The sequence below is a fragment of the Paenibacillus sp. FSL R5-0517 genome (assembly GCF_037974355.1).
Classification (GTDB): domain Bacteria; phylum Bacillota; class Bacilli; order Paenibacillales; family Paenibacillaceae; genus Paenibacillus.
Genome location: NZ_CP150235.1, coordinates 4,177,090 through 4,194,824 on the forward strand (window position 1 = coordinate 4,177,090; position 17,735 = coordinate 4,194,824).

Sequence of the window (17,735 nt, forward strand, 5' to 3'; positions counted from 1 at the left end):
TCTAACTTTTGGACGTAAAGGTGACTGGCTAGCAATCTTTGGTCAAAATCTTCTTAAGGACGTTCCCATGGAATTCATACATATTACCACAAACAGCAACAGTGGATCCAATACGAACCAATTCATTCATTCCATCTGATAGAGCGCTCTCAATTAGTATGAGTCTGATTCCATAGAATTGTTCTAAATAAAGGTACCCATACACTAAACACTGCTTTTATACGTGTTCAGTGTATGGGTACCCGATTACAATGCTTGATGGCTTGAAAACTCTTTTCTTAGATGGCATGGATTTATTTTAACTTAACGTCCTATCAGGACCCATCCCCACTTCATCCGGCGCAATCCCATCGCGCAGATCCATGAGATCAGGAGAGCAACAACATAAGATAGGATGATACCCACGCTGAAGTGCCGAGCCAGGTCATCTGAGAATTCACGTCTCCAGAAGAGCAGTACGAGGGGATGCATTAAAAACACACCGAACGCAACTGTACCCAAGGAATCCAGAACATGCGTAGCTTTACGAACTTCAGTATGTTTTCCTGCGCCCAACCGTTCACTAAAGATCAGCAGGAGCAAGCAGGCTGACAACGTAAACAGATTGCGGAACAGGAACAACACGGTATAGGTTACCACCGGGTATGCAGGAAAAGCGGTTTTGATATAAGCATTACCATATATAAAAATGGCACCTCCGCTCAATAACGCAACTATAAGTGCATAACGGTGAGTATACAGTTTCTTCAATGCCCACTCAAAGTTGAGCCCAACCCATGCGCCAAAACCAATTACAATCAAATAACTGGGTAACAAACTTCCTGTTCGCTCGAAGTGAAACTGCAAATGCAGTGCATAGAAGATTGCTTGGCCCATAATAAAGAATAATGGCAAATACCGAGTAAAAAGAAGATGGCGTGTTAGCGACAGAAGCAATGGAAAAACGATATAGAATTGAAGAATAATCAGAAAAAAGTACAGATGGGTATGAGCGGTTCCCATCACTAATTGTTTGGCAAATTGCACACCATGGGTCAAAGGTTCTTTACCCGCAAGCAACTGTTTAACGGTAAAATAGATAAAGGACCATACCACATAGGGTACACATACATAGAATAAACGCTTTTTGTAAAAGGTGAGCATCCAACCCTTCTCATTCACCTTGGAGCTGTAGTTGTAGAACAGAACCAGGGAGGACAAGAACAGGAACGCTGGAACGGCAAATTGCAGGAACGTGTTCCAGAAGTAATACACATCATGATCTAACGTGTGCTTCGGGTAATGCGCAACTGCTGTTGAAGTCGCATGGATGGCTACCACTGCCATGATGGCCAATGCACGATAGAGATCCAGATACTCAATACGCCGGGGCCGATTAACCGGTTGATTCATAAAATAACCTCACTTGTGCCTGATATGGGATGATAGTTTCCGGCTGCAATCCAGATTCTATGCTTCATTTTAATCAGCACGCGAGGGTATTACAATCATAATCTATATTATTTTCGTTAAATTTCACCATCATTCTTCATTATTCGACATTCTCTATCCAGAATCGTTCAACAACATTGCCATTAGACTCCACATAGTTTTCATCCTGAATGCCACCATTTCGAAGAATAACTCTTCTGGATGGCTCATTATTTGCATCACATACGACCAATACTTTGGTGATTCCAAGCTCTCTCGTTTTCTCCAAAGAGAGCCTGAGAATTTCGGAACCATAGCCACTTTGCCGCTCTCCAGGACGAATGCCATATCCAATATGTCCTCCACTGTTGAACAATTTGTCGTTAAGCTCATGCCTTATATTTACAGCACCCACGATTTGTTGACTCTCGGTGAGTAGCCAGTATGTACTGTCTTTGACCCAACCTTCGGGAATATCGATACCTTGTTCATTGCGCTGCAAAAACGCCAACATCTCATCAAAAGCAGAAGGATCTTTGGAAATGACCCACGGTACCATCAACTCTCCACTTCTCACCCAGTCTTCATAAAATTCCAAATATGCATCCTTATACGCTCGCGATGGTTTAATTAATCTAACATGTTCTTTCCCCACAGTCATTACACCCTCCCAACAGATATTGAAACTGCCATGCTGCCGCTTCCAGGACACAACATTCTTGCTCTTCCATCAGACAAGTTCGAAAAAGGACCTGCGTGTGAGCAGATCCTTTTCAAAAGTACATCTTACCGTTTATTCTATTATTATACGGACTCTGTCAATGTAACATCCTGAACATCTCGGTCCTTCTTCATATCCGTGTCCTTGTAATTGAATTGGTAACTTCCTGATCCAAGTGTAACTTCAATATCGTCTCCAATACTTCGAATATCCTGAACTTCATTTACCTGATCCAACGGTTTCCCTTGCTCCAGAACGATCTGTGCACCTGCTCCAGGAAGACGTACCGTACCTCTCGTATTGACAGGAATGTGCACGCGTATCTCCATTTCTCCCTCCGCCAGCCGATGCCAACTTGAAGCAACTTGACCATACATCGTCTCCAAGCTCGCTTCCACCCAATCCAGTCCAGGTCCGGGTTGCGGCTCAATATGCACCATTCGGAATCCTGGCTGATGTTCATCGGACTTGATTCCGGCAACATAACGATACATCCATTCCCCAATCGCACCATACGCATAGTGGTTAAATGAGTTCATATCAGCACTCCAGAGACTGCCATCCTCTTTGATCCCATCCCAATGTTCCCAGACTGTCGTTGCGCCTTGAGTCACCTGATATAGCCAGGACGGATAATCCTCTTGAAAAAGTAATGTATAAGCCAGATCGTGAAGACTTGCATCACTCAGTACCGGATTTAGGTAAGGTGTACCCACAAAGCCTGTAGTAAGATGATTGCCCGCCTCTTTCACAAGTTTTGCCAATTGATCGACAGCGCGAGTTCGTGCAGTCGCGTCCAGCAGGTCAAATTGCAGCGCAAGAACATGCGCTGTTTGCGTTGGAACAGCAATTTTGCCGGCTGGAGTGACGAATTCTTTGTTAAACGCAAGAACAATGTTGGTATGCAACGTTCTATAATATTCAGCATCATCTGTCTTACCAAGTACCTCTGCCGCTTTTTGAGTTAACGAAACCGAATAGGCATAGAATGCAGTTGCTACATAGTCCGTGTCCGTTGCGCCAACATAACTATCCGGCTTGGAATCCAGTCCCAGCCAATCGCCAAAGTGGAATCCCGTGTTCCACAGATATGGGTTATCGCCCTGCCCGTGAATGTACTCGATCCACCGCTTCATACTCTCATATTGTTCAGCCAGTAATCTGGCATCCCCATACATCTCATAGATGGTCCAAGGACAGATGACTGCTGCATCACCCCAAGCGGCGGAGGAATGACTGGTGTCTCCCCATCCTTCCGACGTGGAACTTCTCAGATCCGGAACGAAGAATGGAATACCTCCATCTTCTCCCTGATCCGCTTCCAGATCCCGCAACCACTTGGTGAAAAAGGGCGCCGTATTCATGAGGTAGGAGGACGTGCGGACAAACATCTGTGCATCACCGGTCCACCCGAGCCGTTCATCCCTCTGTGGGCAGTCTGTCGGCACATCAAGGAAATTCCCCTTTTGCCCCCACAATATATTGTGATGCAGTTGGTTCACCAGGGGACTGGAGCACGAGAACTGACCTGTTTGCTCCATATTTGAGTGCAGCACTATGCCAGTGAAATTATCGAGATGAATGTGTTCAGAAAAGCCAACCAGCTTCACATATCGGAACCCCTGGAACGTAAAATGCGGTTCAAATGTTTCTACTTCATCCCCCTTGGATGTATAGCGAATACACTGCTTGGCAGCTCGAAGATTATCGGTGTAGAAGTTGCCCTCATGATCCAATATCTCAGCATGGTGCAGCTCAACCGTCTGACCGACCTCACCTTGAATGCTAAATCTCACCCATCCCACCATATTCTGCCCCATGTCTATTACACGATCTCCCTGTGGAGTTGTTAAGAAGGCGATTGGCTGTATTTGTTCGACTTGGGTAACGGGTACATTCTCCTGCGCAACGATGATATCCTTGGGATGTTCCAATATGTTCACAGGTGACCAATTCACTTCAGATGTATCCGACCAATCAGACTCCAATCGCGCATCATACGTCTCCCCCATATAGATGTCCGACATGCGAATGGCACTTGGAGCAGTCGTCCACTCACCATTGGATACAATACATTCCTCTGATCCATCTGCGTATTTCATATGCAGTTCCAGCAGCAATGCGGACGTTGAACCAAATATCTCCCGTTCTTTGTTCCAGCCAAGATATCCCCGATACCAGCCATCTCCAAGATATGCACCCAATATATTCTGTCCATTTTGAAGCAAGTGGGTAACATCATAGGTTTGATATTGTAATCGCTTACGATAAGAAGTCCAGCCAGGTGTAAAATAATCTTCTCCTACTCTTGAGTTGTTGATGTACAACTCGTATAATCCAAGTGCTGTGACATATATTCTGGCAGACGTAACAGGTTGTTTCACATTAAACTGCTTGCGCATACGCGGGCATGACGTATCTCCATCATCTGATGCTTGAGCTGTGATCCATTCTGCTTGCCACTTGTTATGACGATCCATAAGTCCCATCTCGAAATAAGCCGTTTCGGACCAACCCGAATCACTTCCTGTATCATCCCATGCCCGAACCCGGTAATAGTATCGTGTTTGCGGAGAAGGCTGAAAATGTTTTAGTTCCACATGTATGGATTGATCACTGCTTATCTCGCCAGAATCCCATGTAATCCCTTCAAAATCTTTCGTTAGGGAGAGTTGTACCTGGTAAGCGGATTGCATACAGTTCCGCCGATCAGACTGCAACTGCCAACTTAATCTCGGTGATTTTACATCGAGGCCTATCGGGTTGACTCTATATTCACAGCGAAGGTGACTAACGTTGAACATTAGCAGATCGTCCTTTCCATCTTGGCTTCCCATTCGGGGTTACGATATAATTATATCGATCCTGCTGTCGTAAATACCCGGTGATCCGGACTATTTCATCCGGTGATTCAGCCATCTATGCGAGGAGGTTGCCTGTGGATTCATCTGTACAACTTATGAAAAGCGAATACTTTCTGCATAATCATCTGCAACTTTTTGTCAATCGTTGCTCTGAAGATTTTATGCTCCCTTTTCACGCACATGATTTTATTGAGTATAGCTATGTTGCTGAAGGAAAGGGCTTTCATCATATCGGTGAAGATGTCATTCCCGTGAAGAAAGGCATGCTGTTTGTCATTCCTGTTGGCGTTCCTCATGTCTTTCGTCCTGCGAGTACAAACGTGACCGAGCATCCGCTAATTATCTATAATTGTCTGTTTAATGCTGAGTTGATCAACACGCTGACAGCCATCATTCAGGAGAAAGAAATCATTCAACATCTGATGGACTTGGCACAAAATCAGGTTCCTTATATATCCATTGTGGATCGCAACGATCAGATGGAAGAACTAATGGTGAAGCTGTATCGTGAATCCTCCGTTCCTGGAATCGGCTCGTCTACCATGTTATACACCTTGGTAAGCCAGTTGGTATTGATGACCTACAGACAACTGTATCAAAAGGATCAGGATGAAGAGAATCATTCCACTGGCTTTGATTACATCCTTCACTATATCAAGGAACACGTAAGCAATCGTATTCGGATGTCTGATCTGGTACGCATATCAGGCTGGAGCGAAAAGCAGATTGGGCGAATGTTTCTGCGGCATACCGGACAGTCCTTTAGCGGCCACCTGCAACATCTACGCATACAAAAAAGCTGCGAAATTCTAAAGAATTCACAGCACAAAGTCAGCCTGATTGCCGAGCTGGTCGGATATCGGGATATGGATTCATTCTATGCCGCATTCAAAAAAATAACAGGCGAAACACCTCTCGCCTATCGCAAAAAATCCAGAGCACTTCACTCTGGACGATAAGATTAACTACCTTTTAGACACCAACAACCTGTAACATTTCATCTATGTATGCCTTGGCTTCTTTCCATGAAGACATCAACGGAAAGTTGTATCGCTCACGCTCCTGTATATTCCACGGATGCGGGATACAGATAACCTTTTTGCCATCCTCATGCGCGGGAATCAGATTATGTGCTCCATCATCAATGAGCAGATCGAATCCGAGCAAGTTTTTTCGTTTGCATGTAATAAACTGTTCAGCGGTTATAAAAGGCATGTGCTGCTGAAGCCAGTTCCACTTCTCAACCACTGTTTTTGGCTCTGCTGCTGTCACGACAATGACATCATAGGCATCGTTCAGCTTGCGCATCTCATCTACAACATATTCGTCGTATAATTCCAATTCCTCGAACAGACCCGGCCGACCATAAAATACATCGTGCGTGCTCTCTGGATGACGCAAATGGGACGTATCCCAATGAATCATATCCTCATACCGCAACGGATGGGTCGGGAAGTTAAGGTTGTTGTGATATATAGCCCGCTTGACCAGATGACATATCGTGTCATCCATATCTACAGCAATAATAGGCTTCTTCATGGTTATCCCTCCCCCAATACGATCACAGTATACCATCCAGTATGTTATGAAGTCATCCCTTTTACCTTGAAGTGCCATTAGCGTGGATGAAAATCCTGCGAGATGATATTAAAAAGGCACCCCGATGGCGTAACACTAGCTATGCCTGGGGTGCCTTTTTAGATTAATTTATTCCAAGTTTTCGCCATTGGAGGCAATGACCTTTTGGTACCAACCAAAGCTCTTTTTCTTATACCGATTCAATGTGCCTTGTCCGTTGTCGTCCTGATCCACGTAGATCACGCCATAACGCTTGGACATTTCCGAAGTGGATGCGCTGATGATATCAATCGCTCCCCAGTTGGTATAGCCCATGAGGTCCACACCATCCATAATGGCTTCTTTCATTTGTGTAATGTGTTTTCTCAGATAATCAATCCGGTAATCATCGTTAATGGAACCATCTGCTTCAACGGTATCTTTCGCGCCAAGTCCATTCTCCACCACAAATAATGGCAATTGGTAACGATCATACAACTCTTTCAATGCTACACGCAGACCAATCGGATCCAACTGCCAGCCCCACTCCGTACGCTCCAGATTAGGGTTCTTAATCGTGCTGTACAGGTTGCCTCCAGTCACTCCATATTCTTCTGGATTTACTGCGGACACCAAGGATGTGTAATAACTGAATGAGATGAAGTCAACTGTGTGCTCACGCAGGATCTGCTCATCCCCCGGTTCCATGGCAATGGTAATCCCGTTCTCTGCCCAGTACCGAGCCATGAATGTTGGGTAACTACCACGAACTTGTACATCCGTATGCAGCAGGTTCAGCTGGTTATCGATCTGTGCTTGCAGCACATCCTCTGGCTTCGATGTCGCCGGGTAGTGAATCATGCGTGCAAGCATACATCCGATCTGGAAGTTCGGGTTAATCTGACGTGCTTTTTCCGTTACCAGGCTGCTGGCTACAAATTGATGATGAAGTGCCTGATAGGAAGCCTGCATCGTGTTCTCCACCCGGTCTTCAATAATACCTCCGCCTGTGAACGGTTCAATAATGGTCGTGTTAATCTCATTAAACGTCAACCAGTATTTTACCTTATCCTTATACCGATTCATCACGGTTTCTGCATATCTTACAAAATGTCCAATCACTTCGCGGCCTGCCCAGCCGTTATATTTCAGTACAAGTGCCATCGGCATCTCATAGTGCGAGAGTGTTACGAGAGGTTCGATATCGTATTTACGGAGTTCATCGAACACTTCGTCATAGAAGCGCAGTCCCTCTTCATTTGGCTCGGCATCATAACCATTCGGGAAAATGCGCGGCCAGTTGATGGACAGACGAAATGTTTTGAAGCCCAGCTCAGCGAACAGCGCAATATCCTCTTTGAAACGGTGGTAGAAATCAATCCCATAACGCTTCGGATAACCTTCCGCACTGTGATGTGCCATTGCTTTCTCAACCGTTGCACTCGTAACATGCATCAGTTCTCTAAGGTTCGTGTAGTCCTTTTTCTCAAAATAAGGAACCATGTCGGCCGTCGACCATCCTTTGCCGCCAGCGTCGAATCCACCTTCAGCCTGATTGGCGGCAATAGCGCCGCCCCACAGAAATCCTTCCGGAAACCCTTGTCGATGAATCATCCGTATCTCTCCTTCTTTTTTTGAATTTGTCTATTAGTCTTAAGACGGTTTAGATTTCAGCTTTCAAGACGTCTTCACCCATCGTGATATCGCCCAATTTCACCGGTAGAACCTGCTTGTAATCTGCCGTATTGGTAACCACCATAGCGGTTGTAATGTCGTATTCTTTGGCAATCTCGGCCAGTTCAAATGTGAGTAACTTGTCTCCGGCTTGTACACGTGCTCCTGTAGCCACATGTGCATCGAAGTACTGTCCACGCAGCTTCACCGTGTTGATTCCGACATGAATCAGCAATTCCATTCCGTTATCACTGCGGACAACGATCGCATGTTTCGTTTTGAACACATTCATGATCGTACCCGTCACTGGAGATAGCAATTCGCCCACCGTAGGAACAAATGCCACACCTTTACCCATCAATTCATCACCGAATGTTGGATCATTGACTTCTTTGAGCGGAATGGATTTACCTGTCATTGGTGCAACGGCTACCGCATTACTCGTTGGTGTTGGAGCGCCCATGTCGTCCACGTTCACACTTGCCGCATCGCTCGAAGGTGTTGTCGTTGCCGCAGAAGAAGCGCCTGGTGAGAATTGAGCCAATGCCTCAGCGTCTCCTTCTTCTTCCTTAATACCGAATATCGTAGACATAATCGTACCTACAACAAATGCAAGAATCATACCGCCAAAGGAATACCAGAACGTTTGACCGATCAGGGAAGGAAGTCCTGGGAGACCACCGTTACCTGCAAGTACGTATGCTTTGGCGCCAAAAGCAAGGGCGAAGCCGCCACCAACTGCGCTACCAATCATCGCTGCGGCAAATGGTTTTTTATACTTCATGTTAACCCCGTACATAGCCGGCTCCGTTACACCCATGAGTGCCGTGAAGCTCGTTGATAATGCCACGGTTTTGAGTTTTTTATCTTTTGCCCGGAAGAATACACCAAGAGTTGCACCAGCCTGACCCATATTGGAGATAAAGGTCAATGGCAAGAATTTATCGAAGCCCAGTGTAGCGATATTACTCAAGATGATCGGCACAAGTGCATAGTGCATTCCTGTCATAATAATGAGCGCCATTGCGCCGCCCAGTACGATACCTGCAATCAATCCGCCTTCATTCAGCAGCCAGTTGATGCCGCCAGACAATCCGCTACCTACAAATGTACCCAATGGACCGATTGCAATCAGTGTCACCGGAACCATCACAAGCAAGGTAATCAAAGGCACAAGCAATAGCTTGAGTGCAGCAGGGATAACACGGTCAACCCATTTCTCAACATAGGACATCAACCATACAGCGAGTAAAATTGGAATAACCGATGAAGCATAACTTACAGCCGTAACCGGAATTCCCAAGAATCCAACCGATTCACCGCTAGATAGCAATGCTGTCATGTCTGGGTACATTAATGCCGTACCTAGTGCAATGGCAACAAACGGATTACTGCCGAATTTGCGAGCCGCGCTGACTGCAATCAGTAAGGGCAGGTAGTGGAATACGCCGTCACCAATGGCTGAGAGAATACGGTACGTATCTGTTCCAGCGGACATCCAACCTATGGACACGAATAGTGCCAGTAACCCTTTGAGCATACCTGCCGCTGTAATCGCTGGAAGCATCGGGGCAAAGACACCTGCGATCGTTTCAAAAATTTTCAGCACGACATTTTGTTTTTTATCCGACTTAGGCTCTTTATTTTCCGTACTTTGTTGGATTGCAGGATGTTCCTTCACCATGGCGTCGAATACTTTCGACACATCATTACCGATAATGACCTGAAATTGATCACCAGAAATATTCGTACCCATGACTTTATCCAGTTTATTGAGTGAACCGTTATCGACTTTGTCGTTGTCTTTCAGATCAAAACGCAAACGTGTAACACAGTGATACACTGAATTGATATTTTTAGTTCCCCCAACGGCTTTGATGATTTCCTGCGCCGCTTCTTGATGTTTCATGATGTCTTCCTCCTCATTTTTCCAATAAAAAATACCCGAACGAATATAGCGCAAAAATGTGGCGCCATCTCATTCGGGTATTGCCTGATTGAACAGTAACAAGCCCATGGGATATCCAGTTGTAATTTCATTCTATTGCGTGGACTTTAAGCATCCCGCTTGGTTTTCATCAGACGTTCCAGATGGAGCGTGAGATATAACTGCTCCGAGTGAGTCATGTCATACTGATAATTCTTATGGATAAAAGTCTCGATCTTGCCAATACATTTGAAAGTCTCCGGATAGTTTTTCCGAACCACTTCATATAAATACTCCTCGGCATCATCATGTGAAGAATGGGTAATGACACGCTGACAAAAATATTTCAAATGGGTGATGAAGCGGAAATAATTGACGCTATCTTCATCCAATTCGATATTGAAGTGATATTTGATGATATTCATAATCTCCTGCAATAGCTGCATGAGATGAGTAACATCGTTCATGGAATCATTCACTTCCGCATTGATGAAATGCAAGGCAATATTGCAGATCTCGTCTTTGGGGAATTCAATATCCAGTCTTTCCTTCAGCAAGGTCAATGCTTCTCTGGCCACATCATACTCCGCCTTATAGAAGTGCTGAACTTCCCAAGAAAGTGGATTACGAGTGATCATTCCTTTTTCCAAGCGTTGAACAGCAAAGTGAATGTGATCCGACAGCGAGACATAGATCCCATCACTGATGGTTTTGTTCAATTGTGTTCGTGCCAGTGTCACAATATCATCTGTTGCCTGCAAAATCTCAATCGGCACTTCAGCTACGATGGATTTAAATTTCTCATAGATCGATGTATCCTGAAGACGGAATACCTTCTCAATCCGCTCTTCATCAATCTCATCGCCAGCTTTGAACTTGAATCCGATACCCCGGCCGAGGATCAGTAGTTCCTGATTTTTGTCATCCACGGTACTGACAATATTGTTATTAAATATCTGTTTAATAATCATTCTGGACCCACCTGGTTTTTTTTGAGGAATAAAAAAGGGCAAAACCAAAACAGAAATAATAAAATCATTTCCATAGTGGTTTTGCCCGCATTACCGGTAACAAGCCTCGGATCTAATTTATCATAAGCTGAAAACGGTGTCAATAGGAAACCGATGTTTGCGTTTATATGGTTAGGCAACATTTTACTTTTATGGTACATTGAAAGATATGTGCGTACTGACATTTAATAATATGACCTAAACTTAACAGGAGGATTCATTTTGAAAAAAATCGTTTCATTGACCGCATTTGTCGCTACCATGTCACTATTGTTGTCTGCCCCACTCACCTTGGCCGCAAATTCCAATAACCTCTCATTGATAGAGAGTCAAGAGTCTGCTGAGCACCTAGGTTCGGAGACAAAAAAACTTTTAAGTGAAGAACTAGTTAAACTCGTGGGAAAACAGAACATTCAATTCACCACAATAGATACATCATTTGATCCGTGGGTCATTAACGGAACTATTGATGGAAACGGGTTCGCCTATTTCACACAAACATACGATCCCGATACTAATCGTGTCGCGTCCACCCATATCATGTATGATAACGCTGATCTGGATAAAGTCATGGATAATGCGCTGCTCCTGAAGCTTGATGCCTTCCTAAAAACATTTGAAGATGAAGATATCTTCATTAAGAGTGGTTTCTGGCGTTTCAAAGCCAATGATCCAGAACATGGACATTTACTCCAAAACTACTGGGTCATCTTTGGACCTAGTCAACAACTTTACATCGATGTGGACAAAGGTAATCAAATGTCGGCAATTCTGCAATATAAAATCGATGATTCCTATGCCTGGATGACAAACATAGCACGAAATTCACTCAAAACACTTGGAATTCCCTCAGTAAAAGCTTTTGATTACACCTTATTTACCGTAGAAGGAAAAGATATGTTATGGCAGTATCGGGATGACGACAATCTAAATTATGTACATATCGGCAGCAAGACCGGAAAAGTATGGAAAGTCACTAACGAACTAGGTATTAATTGGAAAAATGATACTGATTTCAAAAAGTCTTTCGCCAAGCCCAAGCTCAGCAAAAACAAAGCACTATCCCTCGCTGCACCTACAGTCAGATCTATATTTGGTATTAAGCTAAACGGTTATTCCGTTCGTATCCAAAACAACGAATACACCTTCACGAAAAAAGGAGCCACAACGCTTATCGGTAAAATCAATACAAAAGGCGCATTTTATTCGTTTGAAGCCCTTCCTGACAACGGGGTAAGAAACTAAACTTACATAATAAAAAAACAGGCGGCTTGAACTCCGATTTCCGAGAGATCAAACCGTCTTATATTAGTAAAAACGCCTTAAATAATCAGCGCGCCCATCTAATTTCGCATAAGAAATACTCCGCTTTATCATGACAGTGATCTGAGCTTGTCATCATAAAGCGGAGCCGGTATCATCAATCTACGGTTGACGTGTTTATAAGCTATCCCTTTTCTCAACGGGCCTTCATCATTACTGGAACGTCACATGAATCTGCACAATCTCCGAACGACTGCTTGTACGAATTGGAGGTCCCCAGAAGCCAAATCCGGAGGTTACAATAGAATGCATAGAACCCTTTTGCAGATAACCCCAATCATTCTCGTAAATCGCTTGTGTGATGAACTGAGCCGGCGCAATCTGTCCACGGTGGGTGTGACCGGATACCACAAGGTCTACATTGTTCTGTTCCGCTATATCCAGATCATACGGCTGATGATCCATCATAAGTACCGGCTGGCTCAAGTCCGTATCTTGCATTAATGTGGCTACTTCTGCACGATCCTTCTCTGTCCGGTCTTTCCGCCCAATGAGGGTGATCTTGTCGTCCAGGACAATCTTGTCATCGTACAAAACTTGCATATTGCTCTTCTCCAGCGCAGCGATCAACTCTTCAATTGGACCATCAAACTTGTCGTGATTCCCGAGAGAAGCATAGACACCATATGGAGCCTGAATTTCACTGATAATATCAGCAATTCCGCTATTCAGATACATATCCAGATTGTCATCAATAATATCTCCCGGATATAGCACTAGGTCCGGCTTCAGTGCATTAATCTCCTCCACCATGCGTTTGGCATGTGCAGGGCCAGACAGTAATCCAAAGTGCATATCGGCAGCCATGACAATGTTAAGCTTGTCCACACCTTCTACTTTTTTATCAATCTGGATATTATACGTTCTCACTACCGGGCTGTAAGCATTGAAAATTCCATAACCCATTGTGGACACTAACAGCACCAGTGTAACGACACCCGCCCATTTCTGTGTGTGATGTCTAGGAATACGGGTTAATCTCAGCAACCACATCGTAAGATGAACGACGGGCAGGATCAGCAATAACAACGAAAAGATCGCCAGCCAGTAAGAACCGATAATACTGAGAAACGAAATACTTCCAAACACACGTGCCAAAATGAAGGAAACAGCAAGGAATACAAGCGCTATAATATAAAACCATCGAAATCTGGCGGACACTACTGGTTTCATCCAACTCCAACCGCTCCAGCCTATGTAGAACACTAATAATCCATATACGACCAAAAACAATATACCCGCTAATACAAACATGCCCGGTCTAACCTCCACGTCAATAAGTTGTATGCTGAATTTTCATCACGGATGTAGTTCCGTCTGAACAAGTATAACGTAGTTGACGGGCCAGATCATCTGTTTGCCCAACCCAGATTCGTACATTTTATTACAATTTGATGATATTCAAATTCGAACCATTAACGTGAAAAAGCACCCTTGCAGGTGCCATGAAGTTGAATTCATGACCGACTGCAAGAATGCTATATGTTTGAAACGAATATTACTCGGTGGTGTCCATCCATTGGAAGTGGAATGAACCTTCTTTGTCCACACGTTTGAACGTGTGAGCACCGAAGTAGTCACGTTGTGCTTGCAGCAAGTTTGCTGGCAAACGCTCTGTACGGTAGCTGTCGTAGTAAGAAAGAGCGCTGGAGAAGCCTGGTACCGGAATACCTTGTTTTACAGCAGCTGCTATAACTTCACGCCATGCACCTTGATAAGACTCAACGATGTTTTGGAAATATGGATCAAGCAGCAGGTTTTTCAGAGCTGCATCTTTGTCATATGCTTCTTTGATGTTTTGCAGGAATTGTGAACGGATGATACATCCGCCACGGAAGATCATGGCAATGTTGCCGTATTTCAGATCCCAGCCATACTCGTCGGAAGCTGCGCGCATTTGTGCAAATCCTTGTGCATAGGATACGATTTTACTTGCAAACAATGCTTTACGAACGTTCTCGATGAACGCTTTTTTATCGCCAGAGAATGCTTCAGTTGCTGGTCCACTGAGGATTTTGCTTGCTGCTACACGCTCGTCTTTCATCGCAGACAGGAAACGGGAGAATACGGATTCTGTGATCATGGACAATGGGACGCCGAGATCCAGCGCGCTTTGGCTCGTCCATTTACCAGTTCCTTTTTGTCCAGCAGCGTCAAGAATAACGTCAACCATCGGTTTGCCGGTTTCTGGATCGTATTTGGAGAAGATGTCTGCCGTGATTTCGATCAGGTAGCTGTCCAGCTCCCCTTGATTCCACTCCGTGAAGATCTCATGCAACTCTTCAACGGAAACGTTCAATACGGATTTGAGCAGGTGGTACGCTTCACCAATCAGCTGCATATCTCCGTACTCGATACCATTATGCACCATTTTTACATAGTGTCCGGCACCATCTGGTCCGATATATGTGCTACAAGCATCATCGCCCACTTTGGCGGAGATTGCTGTAAGGATCGGTTCTACCAATTGATAAGCACTTTCCTGACCGCCTGGCATGATTGCCGGGCCTTTCAGTGCGCCTTCTTCACCACCGGATACACCTGCTCCGATGAAGCGGAAACCTTTTTCTTCAAGCTCTTTACTGCGACGTTGTGTATCAGGGAAGTAAGCATTACCTCCATCAATAATAATGTCGCCTTGATCCAGATGAGGAAGCAGTTGTTCAATCGTTGCATCTGTTGCTTTACCTGCTTGTACCATAATCAAAATTTTACGCGGAGACTCCAGGGATTCCACGAATTCTTCAATAGTGAACGCACCAGTCAGGTTTTTACCTTCTGCTTCTTTCAGAAGATCATGGGTTTTCTCAGGGGAACGGTTAAATACCGATACCGAGAACCCTTTACTTTCAATATTCAAAGCCAGGTTTTTACCCATTACTGCCAATCCAATAACACCGATCTGTTGTTTACTCATTATGTCCTCCCAATGCTCCATGATTTATATAATTCTATTGTAAGTTGAAACGAATAAATGTTCAGTGATTATTGTACTGTTTTTTTCCAGTCCGCTGCAAATTTGTCCATACCTTGATCTGTAAGTGGGTGTTTGGAGATTTGTTCAATAACGGAGAATGGAACAGTCGCGATATGTGCTCCCGCCATTGCTACACGTGTAACATGATCCGGATGTCTTACGGAAGCCGCAATAATCTGTGCATCCAGGTTATGTGTACGGAACAATTCAGCAATTTTGGTAACCAATTGTACGCCATCCTCAGAGATATCATCAAGACGTCCCAGGAATGGAGATACATATGTCGCACCAGCACGAGCAGCCAGAAGCGCCTGGTTCACAGTGAAGATCAACGTTACGTTGGTTTTCACGCCTTTTTTGGTCAAGTAACGGCAAGCTTCAAGTCCTGCAAGTGTCATTGGCAATTTGATCGTAATATTTTTGTCGCTGTTGTTAATTTTGATCAATTCGTTTGCTTGTGCAATCATATCTTCAGCAGTAAGGGCATCTGGTGTCACTTCCGCAGATACGGACTCCACTTCAGGTACCAAACGCAAGATTTCTTCAATACGATCTTCGAATTTCACGCCTTCTTTGGCTACCAAAGATGGGTTTGTTGTTACACCAGACAATACACCGATTTTGTATGCTTTTTGGATGTCTTCCACGTTAGCTGTATCGATAAAAAATTTCATGATTTAATTACCTCCAGATATATTTTTTATTATGGTTTAGAGATTCGCATTAACCGCCAAGGGCATGCTATTTGTAACTACAGACTCCTGATCCGCCGGCTCATCAAACCACCAGTGGTGACCATCTTCTTCAAGCATAGCATCTGATTCAGCTGGTCCATAGCTTCCTGCAGGATACAGGTGAAGTGGCAGCAGATTTTCCTGGAATGCATCCAGAATGGGTTGCACCCATGCCCATGACAATTCTACTTCATCCCAGTGGGCAAAGAAAGTTGGATCTCCCAGCAAAGCATCACGAATCAGATTCTCGTAAGCTTCCGCAAGGTCACCTTTATCCGGAGAAAGATCGATATGAACCGGTTTGAATTCACCTTTATTCTCTGGATCACTTGCATTCAGTTGCAATGTCATGCTCTGATCTGGACTCATCTCAATGACGAGCAGGTTTGGCTTGGAGCCTTTGTTTTTCAGCACATTCGTCTGTCCTGAAGGTTCTTTGAATTCAATGACGATACGTGTTGATTTCTCCTTCATTCTTTTACCCGTACGAATGTAAAACGGAACACCGCGCCAGAAGAAATCATCGATTTGCAATTTGGCAGCAATGAATGTGTCATTCATCGTATTCTCCGCTACACCCGGTTCAGCAGCATAAGCATTGACTGGTTGGCCTTGAATGTTGCCTTCTGCATACTGCCCACGAATGATGCTTGCGCCCACGGTTTGCTTTTGTAACGGCTGGATCGATTCCATGATGTGCTTTTTCTTCAATCCAACTTTTTCGGAAGAACTGTTGTATGGAAGCTGAATCGCCATCATCATAAGCAATTGCAGCATATGATTCTGGAACATGTCTCGCACTGCACCTACATGATCATAATAGGATGCACGTTCTTCGACACCTACAGTCTCATTAGCCGTAATTTGCACATTGGAGATGTAACGGTTGTTCCATAACGCCTTCATGATTGGGTTACTCTGATGTAACGTCTCCAGGCGCTGTACCATCGGTTTGCCCAAATAGTGGTCAATCCGATAAATCTCTTCCTCCGTGAACGATTCGCTTAATTTGCGATTGAGGTCTCGGGCCGACGGCAGATCGTGACCAAATGGTTTCTCAATGACGAGACGCTTCCAGCCCTCTGTGGAACCCAGCCCACTTTGTTGAATGTTCTCGGCAATCGGTTCGAAGAATTCCGGACCAACCGAGAGATAAAACAAGCGATTGGACGGAATGCCAAGTTCAGCTTCTCTTTGTTCAACTAATCCCAACAGCTTTATATAATCTTCCTTATGGCTTATATTCAATACACTGTAGCGAAAAGCTTTCACAAATGACTTCACAACTTCAGGATCAGCCTGGCGTCTGGAAAATTCATTTAATGATTTTTCCACTTGTGCCTGAAAGAATTCATCAGACCACTCTCTACGCCCCAGACCAATCAATGAGAAGGTTTCAGGAAGCTTCTGCTCAAGATATAAGTTATATAAGGCAGGATATATTTTTCTTTTGGCTAAATCGCCAGTAGCACCAAATAAAACAATGGTAGTTGGTTCCATCTCACCGTTCTCCTTCCAAGTAACTCTGGTTTCTTTGT

Annotated in this window: 13 protein-coding genes; 2 read left to right on the top strand and 11 right to left on the bottom strand. The window is 44.4% G+C overall.

What is annotated here, in order from left to right; genetic code table 11:
* Positions 1-303 precede the first annotated feature (303 nt).
* From MKX40_RS18475 to MKX40_RS18485, 3 genes are all read right to left on the bottom strand, one after another.
* Positions 304-1,392 carry an acyltransferase gene (locus MKX40_RS18475; RefSeq protein WP_339234820.1) on the bottom strand — a complete coding sequence of 363 codons (1,089 nt, stop codon included), beginning with the start codon at positions 1,390-1,392 and terminating at the stop codon, positions 304-306.
* Positions 1,393-1,531: 139 nt separating this feature from the next.
* Positions 1,532-2,071, bottom strand: a complete 540-nt coding sequence (locus MKX40_RS18480) for a GNAT family N-acetyltransferase (RefSeq protein ID WP_339234822.1) — start codon at positions 2,069-2,071, stop codon at positions 1,532-1,534.
* Positions 2,072-2,214: 143 nt separating this feature from the next.
* Positions 2,215-4,827, bottom strand: coding sequence for a family 78 glycoside hydrolase catalytic domain (locus MKX40_RS18485; protein WP_339234824.1), 2,613 nt, complete (start codon positions 4,825-4,827; stop codon positions 2,215-2,217).
* Positions 4,828-5,069: 242 nt separating this feature from the next.
* On the opposite strand from MKX40_RS18485, the gene MKX40_RS18490 reads away from it, so the two are divergent.
* The gene (locus MKX40_RS18490; protein WP_339234826.1) at positions 5,070-5,954 is read left to right on the top strand and encodes an AraC family transcriptional regulator; all 885 of its coding nucleotides are present in this window, start codon (positions 5,070-5,072) and stop codon (positions 5,952-5,954) included.
* A gap of 13 nt (positions 5,955-5,967) precedes the next feature.
* Here MKX40_RS18490 and MKX40_RS18495 read toward each other — a convergent pair whose 3' ends face one another.
* From MKX40_RS18495 to MKX40_RS18510, 4 genes are all read right to left on the bottom strand, one after another.
* On the bottom strand, positions 5,968-6,534 hold the full coding sequence (locus MKX40_RS18495; protein WP_339234829.1) for a hypothetical protein: 567 nt from the start codon (positions 6,532-6,534) through the stop codon (positions 5,968-5,970).
* Between the two features lie 168 nt (positions 6,535-6,702).
* Positions 6,703-8,166: a 6-phospho-beta-glucosidase gene (gene ascB / locus MKX40_RS18500; RefSeq protein WP_339234832.1), complete on the bottom strand. Its 1,464-nt coding sequence runs from the start codon at positions 8,164-8,166 to the stop codon at positions 6,703-6,705.
* A gap of 49 nt (positions 8,167-8,215) precedes the next feature.
* Entirely contained in the window at positions 8,216-10,135 is a 1,920-nt protein-coding gene (locus MKX40_RS18505) for a beta-glucoside-specific PTS transporter subunit IIABC (RefSeq protein WP_339234834.1), read from the bottom strand.
* Between the two features lie 146 nt (positions 10,136-10,281).
* On the bottom strand, positions 10,282-11,124 hold the full coding sequence (locus MKX40_RS18510; protein WP_339234836.1) for a PRD domain-containing protein: 843 nt from the start codon (positions 11,122-11,124) through the stop codon (positions 10,282-10,284).
* A 261-nt stretch (positions 11,125-11,385) separates the two neighbouring features.
* Between MKX40_RS18510 and MKX40_RS18515 the strand changes: the two genes are divergently transcribed.
* Entirely contained in the window at positions 11,386-12,408 is a 1,023-nt protein-coding gene (locus tag MKX40_RS18515) for a hypothetical protein (RefSeq protein ID WP_339234839.1), read from the top strand.
* 231 nt (positions 12,409-12,639) lie between these two features.
* Here MKX40_RS18515 and MKX40_RS18520 read toward each other — a convergent pair whose 3' ends face one another.
* The 4 genes from MKX40_RS18520 to zwf form a co-directional block, all read right to left on the bottom strand.
* Positions 12,640-13,740: a metallophosphoesterase gene (locus MKX40_RS18520; RefSeq protein ID WP_339234841.1), complete on the bottom strand. Its 1,101-nt coding sequence runs from the start codon at positions 13,738-13,740 to the stop codon at positions 12,640-12,642.
* A 244-nt stretch (positions 13,741-13,984) separates the two neighbouring features.
* A complete protein-coding gene (gene gndA / locus MKX40_RS18525) occupies positions 13,985-15,403 on the bottom strand; it encodes an NADP-dependent phosphogluconate dehydrogenase (protein ID WP_339234844.1) in 1,419 nt (472 codons plus the stop codon).
* A 68-nt stretch (positions 15,404-15,471) separates the two neighbouring features.
* Entirely contained in the window at positions 15,472-16,137 is a 666-nt protein-coding gene (fsa, locus tag MKX40_RS18530) for a fructose-6-phosphate aldolase (RefSeq protein WP_091020607.1), read from the bottom strand.
* 36 nt (positions 16,138-16,173) lie between these two features.
* Complete coding sequence (gene zwf / locus MKX40_RS18535; protein ID WP_339234849.1) at positions 16,174-17,697, bottom strand: glucose-6-phosphate dehydrogenase; 1,524 nt, start codon at positions 17,695-17,697, stop codon at positions 16,174-16,176.
* Between the last annotated feature and the right edge of the window lie 38 nt (positions 17,698-17,735).

Excerpts from the sequence above, each read along its gene's own strand:
- fsa (WP_091020607.1), bottom strand. The coding sequence starts at position 16,137 with ATGAAATTTTTTATCGATACAGCTAACGTGGAAGACATCCAAAAAGCA.
- MKX40_RS18475 (WP_339234820.1), bottom strand. The coding sequence starts at position 1,392 with ATGAATCAACCGGTTAATCGGCCCCGGCGTATTGAGTATCTGGATCTC.
- MKX40_RS18510 (WP_339234836.1), bottom strand. The coding sequence starts at position 11,124 with ATGATTATTAAACAGATATTTAATAACAATATTGTCAGTACCGTGGAT.
- ascB (WP_339234832.1), bottom strand. The coding sequence starts at position 8,166 with ATGATTCATCGACAAGGGTTTCCGGAAGGATTTCTGTGGGGCGGCGCT.
- gndA (WP_339234844.1), bottom strand. The coding sequence starts at position 15,403 with ATGAGTAAACAACAGATCGGTGTTATTGGATTGGCAGTAATGGGTAAA.
- MKX40_RS18505 (WP_339234834.1), bottom strand. The coding sequence starts at position 10,135 with ATGAAACATCAAGAAGCGGCGCAGGAAATCATCAAAGCCGTTGGGGGA.
- MKX40_RS18520 (WP_339234841.1), bottom strand. The coding sequence starts at position 13,740 with ATGTTTGTATTAGCGGGTATATTGTTTTTGGTCGTATATGGATTATTA.
- MKX40_RS18495 (WP_339234829.1), bottom strand. The coding sequence starts at position 6,534 with ATGAAGAAGCCTATTATTGCTGTAGATATGGATGACACGATATGTCAT.
- zwf (WP_339234849.1), bottom strand. The coding sequence starts at position 17,697 with ATGGAACCAACTACCATTGTTTTATTTGGTGCTACTGGCGATTTAGCC.
- MKX40_RS18480 (WP_339234822.1), bottom strand. The coding sequence starts at position 2,071 with ATGACTGTGGGGAAAGAACATGTTAGATTAATTAAACCATCGCGAGCG.
- MKX40_RS18485 (WP_339234824.1), bottom strand. The coding sequence starts at position 4,827 with ATGCAATCCGCTTACCAGGTACAACTCTCCCTAACGAAAGATTTTGAA.